At 64.9% G+C, this 15,845-nt stretch carries 15 protein-coding genes; 11 read left to right on the plus strand and 4 right to left on the minus strand.

Annotated elements, in window-relative coordinates; all coding sequences use genetic code 11:
* The 11 genes from E1H16_RS14995 (at position 1) to E1H16_RS15040 (ending at position 9,929) form a co-directional block, all read left to right on the plus strand.
* The gene (locus tag E1H16_RS14995; protein WP_134324717.1) at positions 1 to 3,747 is read left to right on the plus strand and encodes an Mce/MlaD family protein; all 3,747 of its coding nucleotides are present in this window, start codon (positions 1 to 3) and stop codon (positions 3,745 to 3,747) included.
* Positions 3,747 to 4,565 (plus strand): hypothetical protein, encoded by an 819-nt coding sequence (locus tag E1H16_RS15000; RefSeq protein WP_134324718.1) that lies wholly within the window; start codon positions 3,747 to 3,749, stop codon positions 4,563 to 4,565. The genes E1H16_RS14995 and E1H16_RS15000 overlap by 1 nt, the downstream gene beginning before the upstream one ends.
* Positions 4,562 to 5,701, plus strand: a complete 1,140-nt coding sequence (locus E1H16_RS15005; RefSeq protein ID WP_134324719.1) for a hypothetical protein — start codon at positions 4,562 to 4,564, stop codon at positions 5,699 to 5,701. The genes E1H16_RS15000 and E1H16_RS15005 overlap by 4 nt, the downstream gene beginning before the upstream one ends.
* Positions 5,698 to 6,588, plus strand: a complete 891-nt coding sequence (locus tag E1H16_RS15010) for a hypothetical protein (protein WP_134324720.1) — start codon at positions 5,698 to 5,700, stop codon at positions 6,586 to 6,588. The genes E1H16_RS15005 and E1H16_RS15010 overlap by 4 nt, the downstream gene beginning before the upstream one ends.
* A gap of 2 nt (positions 6,589 to 6,590) precedes the next feature.
* On the plus strand, positions 6,591 to 6,962 hold the full coding sequence (locus E1H16_RS15015; RefSeq protein WP_134324721.1) for a hypothetical protein: 372 nt from the start codon (positions 6,591 to 6,593) through the stop codon (positions 6,960 to 6,962).
* A gap of 1 nt (position 6,963) precedes the next feature.
* The gene (locus E1H16_RS18470; RefSeq protein WP_166741790.1) at positions 6,964 to 7,113 is read left to right on the plus strand and encodes a hypothetical protein; all 150 of its coding nucleotides are present in this window, start codon (positions 6,964 to 6,966) and stop codon (positions 7,111 to 7,113) included.
* The gene (locus E1H16_RS15020) at positions 7,113 to 7,937 is read left to right on the plus strand and encodes a peptidoglycan recognition protein family protein (protein WP_134324722.1); all 825 of its coding nucleotides are present in this window, start codon (positions 7,113 to 7,115) and stop codon (positions 7,935 to 7,937) included. Before E1H16_RS18470 ends, E1H16_RS15020 begins: the two co-directional genes overlap by 1 nt.
* A 97-nt stretch (positions 7,938 to 8,034) precedes the next feature.
* The gene (locus E1H16_RS15025; protein WP_134324723.1) at positions 8,035 to 8,256 is read left to right on the plus strand and encodes a hypothetical protein; all 222 of its coding nucleotides are present in this window, start codon (positions 8,035 to 8,037) and stop codon (positions 8,254 to 8,256) included.
* A 31-nt stretch (positions 8,257 to 8,287) separates the two neighbouring features.
* Positions 8,288 to 8,629: an SPFH domain-containing protein gene (locus tag E1H16_RS15030; RefSeq protein WP_134324724.1), complete on the plus strand. Its 342-nt coding sequence runs from the start codon at positions 8,288 to 8,290 to the stop codon at positions 8,627 to 8,629.
* A complete protein-coding gene (locus E1H16_RS15035) occupies positions 8,626 to 9,507 on the plus strand; it encodes a hypothetical protein (RefSeq protein ID WP_134324725.1) in 882 nt (293 codons plus the stop codon). Before E1H16_RS15030 ends, E1H16_RS15035 begins: the two co-directional genes overlap by 4 nt.
* Positions 9,504 to 9,929: a hypothetical protein gene (locus tag E1H16_RS15040; RefSeq protein ID WP_134324726.1), complete on the plus strand. Its 426-nt coding sequence runs from the start codon at positions 9,504 to 9,506 to the stop codon at positions 9,927 to 9,929. Before E1H16_RS15035 ends, E1H16_RS15040 begins: the two co-directional genes overlap by 4 nt.
* Before the next feature lie 557 nt (positions 9,930 to 10,486).
* Here E1H16_RS15040 and E1H16_RS15045 read toward each other — a convergent pair.
* The 4 genes from E1H16_RS15045 to E1H16_RS15060 all read right to left on the minus strand — a co-directional run bounded on the left by E1H16_RS15045 (position 10,487) and on the right by E1H16_RS15060 (position 15,781).
* Positions 10,487 to 11,170 carry a hypothetical protein gene (locus tag E1H16_RS15045; protein WP_134324727.1) on the minus strand — a complete coding sequence of 228 codons (684 nt, stop codon included), beginning with the start codon at positions 11,168 to 11,170 and terminating at the stop codon, positions 10,487 to 10,489.
* Positions 11,171 to 11,643: 473 nt separating this feature from the next.
* Positions 11,644 to 12,924 carry an RNA polymerase sigma factor gene (locus E1H16_RS15050; RefSeq protein ID WP_134324728.1) on the minus strand — a complete coding sequence of 427 codons (1,281 nt, stop codon included), beginning with the start codon at positions 12,922 to 12,924 and terminating at the stop codon, positions 11,644 to 11,646.
* A gap of 1 nt (position 12,925) precedes the next feature.
* Positions 12,926 to 13,351 (minus strand): YciI family protein, encoded by a 426-nt coding sequence (locus E1H16_RS15055; protein ID WP_134324729.1) that lies wholly within the window; start codon positions 13,349 to 13,351, stop codon positions 12,926 to 12,928.
* 375 nt (positions 13,352 to 13,726) lie between these two features.
* Entirely contained in the window at positions 13,727 to 15,781 is a 2,055-nt protein-coding gene (locus E1H16_RS15060) for a HelD family protein (RefSeq protein WP_208379073.1), read from the minus strand.
* Between the last annotated feature and the right edge of the window lie 64 nt (positions 15,782 to 15,845).

Consider the following 15,845-nt stretch of genomic DNA (forward strand, 5'->3'; position numbering starts at 1 on the left):
GTGGCCGAGGTCGATCGTGTCGAAGTCAAGGTCACGCCCGACCTGGACGGGTTCCGCGCGAAGGTGCACGCGGAACTGTCCAGGATCAAAGACCTGCAGGTGAAGATCGACCCGGACGTCACCGGGTTTCGGCAGAAGGTGCAGGCCGAACTCGCTGGAATGCGGGCATCGGTCGGCGTAGACGTCGACCGGGACCGGGTGCGTTCGGTAGCCACCGGTGTCACTCGCGCGCTGCGGGCTGAGGCTCCGGCGATGAAGCGGACCGTCGCGGGCGCGCTGTCCGAGGCTGTGGACGAGGGCTACACGAAGGCCGTCAAGGACGCCTCGCGCGAGGAGGAGAACTCTCGCCGCCGCGTGCTGAACGTGGAGCGGCAGATCCAGCGCACGAAGGACCGCATGCTGGTCCTGTCGCGGGAGATGGCGCGTACAGACGAGAAGGACCACAAGTCCATCGCGCTCCTACAGAAGGAGTACGACAAACTCGCGGCGTCGCAGAAGAAACTGAAGTTCGAACTGGACGCGGACCGCGGCGGGTTGGCACGCGCCTCGGCGCAGCTGCGTGCCGCGCAAGCGCGTCTGCAGGCTCAGGCTTCCGCTAACCCGGTGAAGCAGCCGGTCGAGGTCGACATCGACCGCAACTCGCTGCGGCGCGTGTCGTCGTCGCTGACGTCGGTCACGGGTTCGGCGTTCCGGTTCGCTGGCACGACTGTCGGCGTGGCCGGTATCGGCGTTGCGGCGTCGACTGCGGCAGCCGGTCTGGGCGCGATGGTCGTGCAGGCTGTCCCACTGGCTGCGGCGTTGGCGCAGGCTTCCGGTGCGGCGCTGCTGATCCCTGGCGCGCTGCTTGGTGGCGCGGCTGCTGCCGCGACGCTGGCGGTCGGCATGAGCGGCGTAACGGAGGCGTTCAAGAACTCCGGTGATCCGGAGAAGTACGCCGAGTCCCTCGCGAAACTCACTCCTGCGGCACAAGATTTCGTGAAGGCCGGGGTCGGCCTCAAGGACGTCCTTGCTGACATTAAGGCCGTCGTTCAGGAGAACTTGTTTCAGGGGCTCGGCGACGAGCTGCGGGACTGGCAGCGGGACTTGTTCCCGGCGCTGAAGACCGGCATGGCGAATATTGCGGGCGGGCTGAACGATGTCGTCCGCGATTTAATGCGGACCCTCGGGTCAGCGAAGGTGTCGCAGGCGATCGAGACGTTGTTCGGCAACACGAGTCGCGGCTTGTCTGCCGCGAGCGGCGGTTTCAGCGGGTTTACTGAGGGCCTTATCGGCCTCGCGTCGGCAGGGTCGCGGTTCTTTGAGGAACTTGGTCAGTCGTTCACGAACGCTGGCGAGAACTTCGCTGACTGGGTCGACAGGATCTCCGAGAACGGCGACCTGGACCGCTGGATTCGTAACGGCATCGACGCGTTCAAAGACATCGGGTCGATCCTCGGCAACATCGGCTCTGGCCTGGCCAGCATCTTCCGTGCGGCTCGCGAGGCCGGTGGCGACATGCTGGGCCGGTTCGACGCGGTCACGGAGCGGTTCGCGTCGTGGGCGAAGTCGGATGAGGGTCAAGACTCGCTGACGGGGTTCTTCACTCAAGTGCGGCGCGTCACGGATGCGCTCACGCCGGTTGCCGGCGCACTGTTCGGCGTCGTCGGGCATATCGCCGAAGGCGCTGCGGATATCGCGGTGGCGTTCGCGCCGTTTGCCGAGAAGGTTCTCAATAATCTCGAGCCGGTCGTGGACACGATCGCCCGGATTCTGGAGGATGTCGCGCCGCCGTTCGGTGAGTTCCTGGACGTCATCTCGCAGTCGCTCGGCCCGGCATTTGAGAACCTCGGCCCTGGGGTTAAGGACTTGTTCCAGGCTCTGGCCGATAGCGCACCCGCTATTGGCGAGGTCTTGGAGGCTGCCGGTTCTATTGGTGGCGCGGTGCTCGAGGGCATCGCGGACGTGCTGCCGACGATCGCTGATTGGTTGTCGCGGCTGGCTGGGTTCCTTGAGGATGTCGTAGACGCGATCGGGCCGCTCCCGGCCGCTATTGGTGCGTTCCTCGCTGCGTTGGCTATCGGTGGCGGCGGTAAGGGCGGCAAGGGCAAGGGTATCGGCAAGGGGTGGATCGCCCTTGCTGGTGGCGCCGCTGTTGTCGATGCTGCCTCGAAGGGGGTCCCGGAGTCTGCGGCCGAAGCGGCTGCGCAGTGGGTCGAAGGGTTCGCTGGCGGCGTGGCTGCAGGGTGGGCGATCGGTGGTCCCATCGGCGCGGCGATCGGCGGTATCACCGGGACGGTCGCGGCGTTCGGCCCGACCTACAAAGAGGCCGGCAAATCCCTGTGGAACACCTTCAAGAACGCGGTAAACCCTGACGACGTCGCATGGGACGAAGAGTATTTCTCGTGGACCCCAGGTAAGGGCATCGTCCAGGAGGTCAAGGGTAAGGCCACGCCGGACAAGGAGAACGTCGACGCGTGGAAGGACTACTACGCTGCGATCGAAGAACTCTACAAGATCGACTTCGACAGCGCGAAAGAGTGGGACGACAAGAAACTCAAGTCGACCGAGGAGGTCGCGGACGCGGCCTTAGCGATCGAAGAGGAGTACCAGGCTAAGTACGGCGAACTCGCCGCGCGTGGTCCTGCCGAGATCGAACGAGCCGAGAAGGCATCCCTAGACCGGCGTCAGAAGTCGGCTATCGAGAACTTCGGCACGGTCGAGTCCGAGCACGGCGTCATGGTCGAAGGCATCATCTCGGGCGCGGAGAAGGTCGCCGGTCCGTGGCGACGGGCTAGCCAGGACATCTCCGATAGCCAGAAGAAGACCTCGACTGAGGTTAAGACGAACGTCGATGGTCTGGCGGGTGGGATTGTCGCTGCGGCAGATAAGTCCAAGGATGGCTGGCGCGTCGCTGCCGCTGGCATGTCCAGCAGCAACGAGGATGCCGCGAAGAAGTCGAACCTGTCGTGGCAGGGCATCGTCCCGGCGATCAAAGGTGCGGCATCGAGCACTGAGGGCGCGTGGAAGAAGGCTGGCACCGGTATCGGGTCGGGCGTCTCGCAGACCACGACCGGCGCGAAGCAGAAGTGGCAGGGCGCCTATGCCTATATCCGGCAGGGTGCGACGTCGACGAGCAGCGGTCTGACGAACGCGTTCCGCCGCGCGGGTGACGCTGGTCAGAACTCGGCCAACCGGAGTAAGGGCGCGTGGTTCTCGTTCGCATCTAGTGCTGGTTCTTCGGTGAACGGGTTCTACAACCTGTTCAACAACAGTAAGCCGCAGGCGGCGTCGCGGGCTCAGGCTCAGGGAGCGGTCGCTCAGTGGGCCGGCATGCACGGCCAGGGGTCGTATGTCGGTGGGATGTTCGGTCAGGGCCTCGCGGACGGCATTAACTCCCGCAGTGGGCAGGTTGAGGGTGCGGCGGCGCGTCTCGCTGAGATTGCGGCTCGCGCGGCTCGTCTCGCTGCCAGGGTGTCGTCGCCGTCGCGGGTCGCGATGGAGATCGGCGGATGGTGGGGCGAAGGCCTTGCGGTCGGTATCGAGCAGAAGGCGGCGCGCGTGGGCCACGCGGCCACGGCCGCAATGAACGCCGCGAACGTTTCGGCAGTCGGCGCTGGATCGCTTGAGTCGCCGGGATTCCCAGACAAGGTAACGCTGCTCGACCGGAACGGGTCACTGCTGGGCCACATGGATGTCCGGACAGACCGCGCCGTCACCACCTATGACTCGTCGCAGAGCCGACTCGTGAAGTTTGGGGTGTCTCCCTGATGGATATCTCGCTGAACCCGCTCTACGACAAGGACCCGTGCCCTCGCGTCGAGATCGAGATTCAGAACGCTCCCTCGGGGGCACTGGTCACTGTGTACCGCCTGTTCGGCGGCTCGGAGATGGTCGTGCAGAACATGCGGGCTCGGGCGCAATCCGCGTTCATCGGCTCGGACTATGCCGCGCCATTCGGCGTCGATGTGGAGTACCGCGCCGAAGCGACGGTCGACGGTGCCCTGGTCGAGGCGGTCGCAGAATCCACGCTGATCCCCGACCCGCACGCGCAGGATTACGAGCGGGGTTGGCTGCAGCTGCCGTTAGCGCCGGCGTCCGCGATCGAGGTCTATTGGGCGCCGGGGGCGCTGCAAGCGTTTCGGTACTCGGGCGCTGAAGCGGTTGAGGCGTCGATCGGCGCGGGTCTCCCGTTCGGGTTCGGCGCTCCGCTGTCTCGGATGCAGGACATTTCGCTGGTGTGGCACGCGCTCGGCGTCGATGCGATCACGGCCGTGGAGAAGATCCTTACCACCTCGCGGGTGGTGCTCGTCCGAACGCGTGACCCGATCGGGACCCCGGCCGCGATGTACGTGTCGCTGTCTGACGTGACAGTGCGAGCCGATGACATGGACCGCGACTCGGAGAAGCGGCTGCGGACGTGGGCCGGCGGGTGTGAGGTTGTGCGGCCACCCGCGGCCAGTATCGCGGTGCCGGTGTTCACCTACGGGTCGGTGAACGCCGACTACGCCGGCATGACCTACGGCGACGTGATGGCGCTGCGACCGGGCGCCACGTACCTGGATTGGGTGCGTGACCCCCGGCCGTGATCGATATTGATGACGTCCTCGCCGAATCCGTTGGGGGCTCGGTTACGCATGCCGTACAGGCGACTGCTTGGCGTGACGGCGATCTGACTTTCCCGCTGCCGGAGCACATCGAGAGCCGTCTCGAGGTCGTGTCGTGGCGGACATCGGAGGACGCTACCGAGTCCGCTCGCACCTGCGAAGTGACGGTAGCCAGCCAGGATGAGCGTTTGTTGCCACGCAGTTTGGACGCGATCCTCGGCCCCTACGGGGCGGAGATCAACCTATCGTCGGGCGTCGACCTCGGCCCCGAGTTGGGCGAGCGGCTGCAGTCCGAGGGCTGGTTCCGCATCGACACCGCGTCCGGTAAGCGGTACGACGAGTACTACCGGGACACCGACCAGTGGGTGAACCTGGGCGTGACGGTCCGCTGCACCGGCATCGACCGGATGAGCGTTCTAGAGGCCGCCCGATTCGAGCAGACCATCACCACCGTCCAGGGAACCGTCCACTCGGCTATCGCGGCGCTATGCGATGAGCTCGTGCCGGTCGGCGTGCACCAGGTGGCGGACGCGAGTATCCCGAAGATCGTCCTGGACTCTGACGATCGGGTCGAGGCGATCGATACGCTCGCGAAGCGGATCGAAGCCAGAGCGGTGTTCGACCGCGAGGGCCAACTGATCCTAAAACCCCGCTCTGCAGGAACGGGAACGTGGGACCTGCCGGACTGGTCACTGCTCGCGCTCGATGAAGAACTCACGGCGGACGAGTTCTACAACGCCGTGATCGTGATCGGGAGAGATCCCAGCACGCAGGAGGAAGTGCGCGGCGCGTACTACGAGCCCCACGGACCCACGGCGTACCGCAGCGGACTGAAGAAGCCCTACTTTCACTCATCCCCACTGATGACGACCGTCGCTCAATGCAATGCAGCAGCGCGGACAACATTCGAGACGGTCGTGCGCCGTCGCCAGTCCGTGGCCCGCATCGAGGTGCCACCGCATCAGGGTGTCGAGTCGCTCGATGACGTGCTGATCCGCGTCGGCGGCGACGTCCTCGTCGGGTCGGTGAAGCGGGTTGAGCGATCCGGTGGCTCGGGTGATTCGACGATGAAGCTCGACGTGTGGCTTCCTCTCGAGGATTCCCGGAGGCTGCAATGAGTATCGGCAAGGATATTGCGGGCATTCGGCCTGGCGCTCGGATGTGGTCCGGTGTCGTCACATCTCTGGTGCCGTTCGAGGTTGACGGGCAGCCTGTAGCGCCACCGGCGTACGCCGCACTGGTGGGCGACCGAGTGCAGGTCATGTCGATGGATGGCTGGTCAGTGTGCCAGCGGTGGCTACCCGAGCACGCGCTGCCGGTACAGGTTACTGTGACCGCAACGTCCGTATCCGGGAAGCCTGGATATCTTGCGGCATCAGGGAATGGGCGGACGTGGCAACTGCCGTACACGGGCAGTGTGGCCGTGGGCGACAAACTGTCGCCCGACTGGAACTCGTCATTGGGGCGAGTGGACGCACCACCGTCCCCACCGCCGGAGCCACCACCTCCGCCCACCCCGCCCGCGCCGGAGCCCACGCCGATCACTTACTACCGGCGAAAGTTCCGCGCGGTACAGGCGGGCTCGTGGCACTACGGCACATGGGACCGGTCTCGCGTGCGACAGCACCGCTGGTCGAGCGAGGACATCAACTATGGCGCGTGGTGCTACGGCGGTGAGATCAGGCAAGCCGTCAAGGGCGGCACGATCATCGGCGCCAAGATATTCCTGCCCCGCGTGCAGGGCGGCGTGTTCGCTGCGCAGACCGCGCACCTGTATTCGCACGGGTCCGATCGCCTACCTGGCGGGGATGTGTCCCGCGTCGGCCCCGTCCGCGACGTGACGGTGTCAATGGGCGGCGCGTGGTACCCGATCGCAACGGCTCTAGCAACCGCAGCGATGGGCGGCGGTATCGCGATCGCCGGTGCGCCCTATGTCGTTTTCGCTGGCCTACAGAGCGACCCCCGCAGCGGGCAGCTAGATATCCAATGGAGAACCGGAGGCTAACGGTGGCTATTGATTACAGCACCAATTTCAATCTTCCAGCGCCCGACATCAACGAAGCGTTCAATCCCAGCCTGCACATGACAGGCCTTCGGGATGCGACAGAGACCGCGCTCACGGGCCTGCCGCAGTTCCGCTACGGCGGCGCGGATACGACGCTGACGACGGGCGGTACGGGCGTGCGGACGATCGAGTTCGACACGCCGTTCCCGGCGGTCTGCGATGGCGTGCAGATCCAGAACCGCTACGCGGACGGAAACACGGTTTTCAGCGTGACGGCGATTACGGCGTCCGGTTTCACGGTCCGCTCGTACACGGCGGGCACGAGTTCGGCGCGCTTCAGCGTGCCGTTCATGTACACGGCGATGGGGCGCTGACATGGATACCCGGCAGGGTTGGGATGTGGAGCGTGACGGCCGCATGGCCGACTACGCCGATACGCCGATCGGCGCCGCGATTGAGCCCTACGACCCCGACAAGGACCCGGTAGCGAAGGGCCTCACCGATCCAGACGGGCGGGTGTCCTGATGCCGTATCAGTTAGGTCTACCCAACGCCTTGATGCGGTTCGGGCTCACGGTCGAGGTCGTGGACGGGTGGGGCACGCGCGGCTGGTCAGGGCTGAATCCTCGCGGGAGTGTGTCGCACTGGACTGCGAGCCCCGGCGGGCCGCGTCCGTCGCTCGGCATCTGCATCTACGGCAGACCCGACCTCGACGGGCCGCTCTGCAATGTGTTCCTGGACCGCGCCGGGGTCGCGATTGTGGTCGCTGCGGGCATGGCGAATCACGCCGGGCCGGGCGGATACAACGGCATGTCGGGGAACGACTCGGTGTTCGGTACCGAGTGCGAGGGCACGATCGGCAACCGCGACGGTACCGATTTCACGGACGCGCAGCGCGCCGCGTACCCGAAGGTCGTCGCCGCGTACCACTACCTGACCAAGACGAGTCCGCTCACGCACGCGTGCGGGCACAGCGAGTGGACCAATCAAAAGATCGACGTCGGCACGTATGCGCCGACGCTACGCAGACAGGCCGCCGCGATCCTCGCTGGCGGAGCAATCCAGGAGGACGACATGACACCAGGGCAGGCTAAGCAACTCGCCGACATCCACGAACGGCTCGCGAAACTCGACAAACTCGCGTTCAACGTGAACGGCGGCTCGGGCGCCGAGGGTCTGCGCGAGGTCATCGGCAAGATGCGCACCTCGACGCTGAGCATCAGCAAGGGCGTGGCGACCCTCGTCGGGCGCGATCCGCATGTCATCGACGCGAAGGCCATCGCTGAATCCATCCCTGACGACATCGCGGCGCAGGTCGCGGACGAACTCGCGAAACGGCTCAAGTCATGACCGTCCCGCTCGCGGTCCTCGCTGGGGTCTGCGTCCTGTCCGCGTCCGCGCTGCTCCTGATTATCGGGGCGGCATTAGAGGCCATGGAGGCCAACGAATGAGCACTCTCACCAACGTGATTCCCGCCAGCCAACGCAAGGTCGTCTACGCGGTCTTCGCCGTGATCGGCGTCCTGCTGGGCGCGGTCCAGGTCGCTTACGGCGCCGCCGACACTGACCAGCCGACGTGGCTGATCGTCACGTGGGCTGTGTATGGCTTCCTGAGTGGCGCGGTAGGCGCGACAGCGGGCAGTAACACCCCGGCCGACTCTGCGGAGTAGCCCTCCTGGCCCCCATAGGAGGGATACCCGTGTGGAAGGAATCGTCGTCGCCGTCATCGGTGGGCTCGTCGCGCTCACTGTCGGGTACTGGCAATTCGTCTACAAACCGAAGCGGCGAGCGGACGAGAAAACCGCGGGTGAGCGCGCGCTCGATGAGATCTTCGCGGAGACGCAGCGGCTACGGGAATTGCTCGAAGCCGAGCGGACCGCGCACCGCATCACGACGCAGCAGTACCTCGAGGCGTCGACTCGGCTCGCGTCTGTCGAGGCGCAGTTGGTCGCTGCTCGGCAGGACGTGCGAGAGAAGGACGAGATCATCGAGTCGCTGCGCTCCGAGAACCGAGATTTACGCATCATGCTGGGGGCCACATGAGCAATGAGGAAATTGTCGTCGCGGAGCTGCGGGCGGGCGAGGATGAGCACCGCAAGCGGTTGTCTGAGCGGTTCGCCTGGGTCGCGCTGATCGTGGCCATACTGGCGATCGGCTCGGCAGTGGTCGTGTTGTACGTGAGCGACTCAGCGCAGGACGACGCAGCCGAGAAGCAAGCCGCAGCGATCAGCGAAGCATTTGACGACCGTGACGCAGCATCGGCCGAGCGCGGCAAGCAACTAGAGGCGATCCTCGAACAGCAAGCCGCTTACGGTAAAAGCGTGACGGCGTCTGATCTCGCTGCCGCGATTGATGCGGTGGAGACGACCGACCCGGCGCTGCAATCCACGCTGAGCCTGCTGGCGGAGCAGGTCGCCGCGCTCGAAGCTGAGTCGCCGAAGACCGGCCCGAAGGGCGAGAAGGGAGATCCGGGGGAACCTGGAGATCCAGGCGAGCCGTACGCCGGCCCACCACCGGATGACGGGATCGACGGTGACGATGGGAGTCCTGGCCAAAGCGGATCTGACGGCGCAGATGGGCACTCACCGTCTGTGACGGCTGCCCTGGTGGACGGCAATCTCGTCATCACGATCGACGGCGTGCCCTACGACCTGGGCTCGGTTGTCGGCCCACCAGGACCTACCGGCGCGAGCGGGCCGACTGGCCCCACCGGCCCGGCTGGACCTACCGGTGAGACCGGCGCGAAGGGCGACCCCGGCATCACACCAGGCACATACTCGTGCGGCGACGGCCAGTACATGCAGGGCCTGACCGTCGCGGCCGACGGGAGCGCCACCGCACTATGCGCGGACCTACCCGCACCGCCCACTGAGCCAGAGATACCTACCGACCCCGGCGAGGGGCAGACGGGAGCCGAGTGATCACTATCGATGCAGGCGTAGACCAATCAATTCTGCACCCGATCGGGCCGCTACAGGATCCGCAAGTGCTCGTGACGAGCGACCTAGCAACCATCGACATTCCGTGCCGATCCGTGGCCGGCGGCGCCATCGTCGAGTTCCCGGCGACCCTCACTGAGGCGTGGCCGGAAACAACCGGTACCGCTGTTATGACCGCGATTCGCGACGGTGAGCGCGTCGAGGTCGGCTCCGAGGAAGTAACCGTCGTGCGGACGTCCGCGGATCGTGCGGCGCAGCGGCAAGCCGTGATCGATGCCGCCGAGGCCTGCGAGCAGTTCGCGGCATCAACCCCGACCCCGGAGCAGGCGATAGCAGCGTTGCCCGTGATCGCCGGATACGTCGGGTGGATAGCCCGCTACATGCTGGACCGCGACCTGATCTAGCCCCACCCACGCGCCAATCGGCCCCGCATCCTCACATCGAGGGTGCGGGGCCGATTTTGCGTTTCACCGAGGCCGGTACGCCGCCTCTTTCCGCTGGTCCGTATGCGGCGGCCGAGTCCACAGCGTTCCGCACCGCTCGCAGAGGTACGTCCGATGCCCCTCACCGCCCGCGCACGAGCACGGCAGCCACCCCACTAAAAGCCGAGTAGGGCTGGGCCCAGTCATTGCCGCAGTGGCACGTCGGCGGGGGCTGCTCGGTCACCATCATGAGGACAGAATGACACCGAGGGGCGACAGGAATAGTGGGCTACAAGCGCCCTACGGCGATGTTTAGCAGGATGAGTGCTGCGCCCGAATGCCAGGAGGACCAGCACGATCATCGTGATGATCCACGCCTGGAGCCAGGGGTCCCCGTCGCGGCCGGCCCGCTGGGCCTGGTAGCAACCGAAGATCGCCAAGATTAGACCCGGCAGCGCGAGGAATAGGGTCGCTATCACTACCAGCGCGACAGGTATCGGCGTGGGCGCTTCCGAGCGCGCGCGTCTGAGTGGCGGCCATTAGAACGCGTACTCCCAGCCGTGTTGGAGACCGAGCGGTTCGAAGACGAGATACCCCGACGCGGCCTTGGTGTCGAGTACGAATTTGACGTTCGCCGTCAGGCTCGGACCCACGCCGCTCGTCGGGAACGACTCGGAGTCTGACAGGCAGGAGTACGCCGCGAGGGTGTCGATGTTGTTCTCCACGACGCCGTCTGTCCCGATGATCTGGAAGTCGCTCCCACTGAAGTCCAGTGAGTCGCCAAAGGAGATGTCCTGCAGGTCTGGGCCGGTCACGAGCGTCATGCTGACCGCGAGGAACTGGCCGTTCTCGCTCGGCTCTGACCATTCGCCCGTGCATTGGTAGTTCGGCTCGATCGCCGTCACGGTGAAGGTGAGCGGGTACGGAGGTTCAGTGGGTGCGTCGGTCGCGAACACGATCCCCTCGTCGCCGACGTTCGTCTCAATGTGTCCGCGGGCGTTGTATTCCGGTTCGGCGGGAGCAGCGGGTTCTGTCTCGCCGACGTCGTCGCTGGGCGTGGTCGCCCATTCTGACGGCCAGTCTCCCTTGTCATCTCCGACGTTGTCATCTCCGACGTTGTCGGCCTCATCCGAGTAGGTCGCTTCGGGCAGCGCCCTATCGGACTCGCTGCTGCAGCCCGCGAGTACGAGGCCAGCGAGAAGCAGTGTTGCGATTCTCTTCATGGAGTTTTCCTTCTGAGGTATGGCCTGACGCGCAACCTATATGTTCGAGATAAACCTTGAACAGTGAAGTTCTGCGAGACCCGCACAATTACGGGTCTCGCTGAGCGCGGCCTCACCGGCCACGCAATGAGCGTGCGATGGAAACGCCGCGCACCCCAGCCACTTCTCGGCGTGAACCATCGACTGTTGACCACGTCAACATCGAGCGCATCAAGTGCCCCGCCGAGGACCGCGCGAGTTGGCCCCAAACCGCGCTACGTAAGGCCCAAACCGCGCCAGAGCGACGTCTAGAGCGGGTTCGAGTCCCGTTACTCACCCCAATAGCACGAGACACGGATTTCAACTGGCTGATCGGTTGCAATCCGTGTCTCGTTTCTGTTCACGACCCGCGAAACCTGCGAAGTACTGGTCCGTATAGCGGAGCATCCGCTCACGCTGATCACAGGCTTGGATGTGATGGTGGCGTGCTCGCCTTATCCCCGGTGTCCGGCGGCTTTCGCCTCCAGCAGCGATCGTTCCCGCTCGTTACTCGCCAGGGACGCTGCGACCGCGAACTCCCGCCGCGCTTCGTCGCGTCGTCCGAGACGTAACAGCAACTCGCCCCGTGTCGCGGGAAGCAGGTGGTAGCCGGCCAACGCCCCCGACGCCGCGAGCAGATCGATCTTGTGCAGAGCGGCCGCAGGACCACTCGCCATCGCGAGCGCAGCGGCGTAGTTCAGTTCAACGACGGGTGACGGCGCTACGCTGCCGAGAGCTTCGTACAGCAGCACGATCCGGTGCCAATCCGTGTCGTCCACGGACGCCGCGACAGCGTGACATTCGGCGATCGCGGCCTGCAGACCGTACGGACTCCGTCCTGCACGCAACGCATCCGCGCGGGCCAGCGCTCTGCGGCCTGCGGTGATGCGCCCACGATCCCATCGCCGACGGTCCTGATCGGCGAGCAGTACCGGATCGCCGTTGGCATCGACTCGCGCTGGAAACCGCGCCGCCGTGAGTTCCATCAGCGCGAGAAGGCTCAGAGCATCGCGTTCGGACGGCATCAGCGCCGCAAGGACGCGGGCTAACCGGATCGCCTCCAAGCTAAGCTCCGGACGCATCCAATCCGGGCCAGTGCTAGCGGCGTGGCCCTCGTTGAAGATCAGGTAAAGCACACCGAGCACGGCACCCAGCCGTTGCGGCTGCTCTTCGCGCGGCGGAGGCTCGAACGGGACTTTCGCCGCCGCCAGCGTTCTCTTCGCACGGACGATCCGTTGCTGCACTGTGGCGACGGGAACCATGAAAGCGCGCGCGATCTGCTCGGTGGACAGTCCAGCGATCACCCGCAACGTCAGCGCCACCTGCGCCTCCCGGGCGAGCACCGGATGACAGGCGATGAAGATCAATCGCAAAACGTCATCGTCGATGTCATCGGGATCCCAGGGGTCCCCGTCATCGACCTGCTGGTCGAGGTCGTCGGCGATCGCCGCCATCCGGACGCCGAGTCGCTCTTGACGTCGCCAGCCGTCGATGGCCCGGCGCTTGGCGACAGAAGTCAACCAGGCGGCCGGATTGCGTGGCACGCCGACCTTCGGCCAGCTGCGCAGCGCTGCCACGAGCGCCTCTTGCGCGAGATCCTCGGCGGTCGGGAAGTCACCGAGCATGCGCGTGAGCGTGGCGACGATCCTGGCCGACTCCATCCGCCACACAGCAGCGAGGGTGCGCTCGACCTGATCTGCCGAGCGCTCCCCCGCATTCGCTGATGAATCCGCCATCTCACTGCTGAGCGCGCTGCTCCTGCTCCTTGCGCCAGCCCTTCTCCTTCTCCACCCATTCATTGGCGGCCGGGAAATCCTCGTCCCCATGTACGCGACGAACCTCGAGTTTCGAACCCGGACCGAGCGGGCACCGCTTGGCCCATTCGATCGCTTCTTCCCGAGATGCCGTCTCGATGATCCAGAAGCCGTTGAACAGTTCTTTCGTCTCGCCGTACGGCCCATCAGTGACGAGCGGCGGCTCCGCCGAAAAGTCCACGACGACGCCCTCGGTCGGCTCGGACAATCCCTCGCCGCCGAGCATCACTCCGGCCTTCATCAGTGATTCGTTGTACTTTCCCATCGCTTCGAGGATCTCCTCGAACGGCTGCTCTTTCGAAGCGGCGATGGCCTCGTCAGTATCACGCATGATCAACATGTATTTCATGGTTCCGTCTCCCTGTTCCCGGGTCGTGTATCGACCCTCTCACCGAATACGTCGAACAAGAAGTCTCCGGATCGACACGCACACTGAGAATTTTCCGGCAGCGCAAGTGGGACGGTTCGATAAGTCGACGTAGTCGAAGTCCCGCCGGTCAGGGCCGTAATGGGGTGAGGTGTTCATGTGAGGTCGCCGCGCTGGCCAGATGTGGCAGCGAGTTCGCGCACACTGCCCCCGACGAAAGCTCCGATCATTGATCTACCCTGCGCCATGTCTTGCCTCCACGGTTCCTATCTCGGTATCGATACACCGCTGGCCCCAGATGTCACAAACATCATCACCGCCTGGACATCGCCGTCCACGGCCGAATATTCAGTGTGATCAGGTATTCAGCGTGATCAGGCGCTTGGTGGCGCGCGTCTGAGCGACGTAGAGATCCCGCAGGCCAGCCTCATTCGCACTCTGAATCCCGGCCGGGTCGATGATGATTGCTGTGTCGAACTCAAGGCCCCGAGCTTCGGAGGCCGCAACCAGGACCGCACTCGGCTCACGCACGGCATCAGCCAGTTCGGGTGCAGCGTCGTCCGCCGCGATGACGCCGATCAGCTCATCGGGGTATTGCCCCATCAACTCGCCGATCAGATCGCGAATCGCCGCGGTTGGCGTCGTCGTCGTGACTGCACGCGGAGGTTCACCGTGGCGAAGTGAGCGCGAGACCTGTTGCTCAGGGGCGATCTGAGCGAGCAGTGGACGGGTTGATTCCAGAATCTCCGCCGTGGTGCGGTAATTGATCGTGAGCGTGTGGTGCTCGAATCGCTCAGCCACAAAGGGGCCCAGCGCATCGAACCAGCTGCCGATGGTCGTCGCGGGTCCCGCTTGCGCGAGATCGCCCACCACCGTCATTGACCGCGATGGGCATCGGCGCATCAGCGCGCGCCATTGCATCTGTGTGAGTTGCTGCGCCTCATCGACAACGACGTGGCCGTACGTCGCCGTCGGCGGCCCATCGATCAATGCGCGAGCTTCGTCGATCAGTGCCAGATCCGCATCGCTCCATCCGCCGCCCGCACTGTCGTCAGGCTGCGTCGGTGCGGCTGGTGAACTCTCCGGGGGTACGTCGGCCAGGAACTCACGAACGACGTCCTCGGCGGACAAACGTGGCCAGACGCGTTCGATGGCGCGATCAATTCCTCGGTCCTCGAGCAGATCCTCTCGTACCTGGTCCCAGTCAATGTCCACGCCAGTTGCCGTACCGTCCGTGGGGCCGATTCGATCGATGTCCTTGGCAACCGCGCGATCGAGATCGATTCCGAGCATTGCCTCGATCTCTTCGTCGTACTCAGCGAGTTCGTTCTCGGTACGACGTTCGAGCTCGTTCACGAGTTCACTGACGACATACTCGGCGAATAGCTCTCGGGCGCGGTTATGCCCGACGCTTCCCTGTTTCGCCGTCTGCCTGGCCGCGTCGACGACGTTCGCATCGAGCGTGACCGTGTCCTGAGTGGTTCGCAGGGTCAACGGCACGCCGTGCGGCTGACGTGACTGCACCCAGTTCGCCAGATCGTCCGCGCGCTCAAGCTGCCCCTTCCAGCGCGCGATGGCCGGCGATTCAGTCTGCGTCACCCGCACGCCGGCGAGTCCGGACATCGTGGTCATCTGCACGTCGTTCTCACCAAGAGATGGCAGGACATCCGAGATATAGGTGAGGAATCGCTCATTGGGTCCAAAGACCAGGACCCCTCGTTGGGCTGTTGCCTCGAATGCGTACAGCACGTATGCGGCGCGGTGCAGCGCCACGATGGTCTTACCGGTTCCCGGGCCGCCATCGACCACCATCACGCCGCGATGCGCTGAGCGGATGATCTCGTCCTGCTCAGCCTGCAGAGTCGCGGCGGCCTGGCGCATCCGGCCAGTCCGCGCGCCACTCAGCACGGCTACCAGCGGACCGTCGCCCACGATGTCGTCGGCTCCAGGCTCGCTCCCATCCAGGATCTCGTCGCTGACATCGGTGACGACACGCCCGTCGGTGCGAAGGTGGCGTCGGCGACGTACGCCGACCGGCGTGGCCAACGTGGCCGCGTAGAACGGTCGCGCTGCCTCGGCGCGCCAATCAACCAGCAGGATTTCGCCCTCCTCGGTACGTATACCGATTCGGCCGATATGCAATCGCTGGTTGTCCTTGATGCCATCTATACGTCCAAAGCACAACGAACTCTCGGCTGCCCGGAGCTGGCTGATGGCGTGCCCGAGCCGGGAGACGTCGAGATCGCGCATGTGAAGTTCTTCAGCACCCGTCACGCGCCTGGTCAAAGCCTGCTGCCTGGCGATGGACTTTTGATCCAGGTCCGCGTCTAACCGCAGATACATTTCGTCGACCGCATGCTGTTCCTGCGCGATCTGCTTGGCCTTGCCTGACTGATGACCCGCTGTACCCACACGATCCGCCTTCCGTCAGGCACCCACTATCCGGATCCCATACCTAGATAGCAAATTTGACAAT

It is taken from the genome of Cumulibacter soli (assembly GCF_004382795.1).
GTDB classification, from domain to species: Bacteria; Actinomycetota; Actinomycetes; order Mycobacteriales; family Antricoccaceae; genus Cumulibacter; species Cumulibacter soli.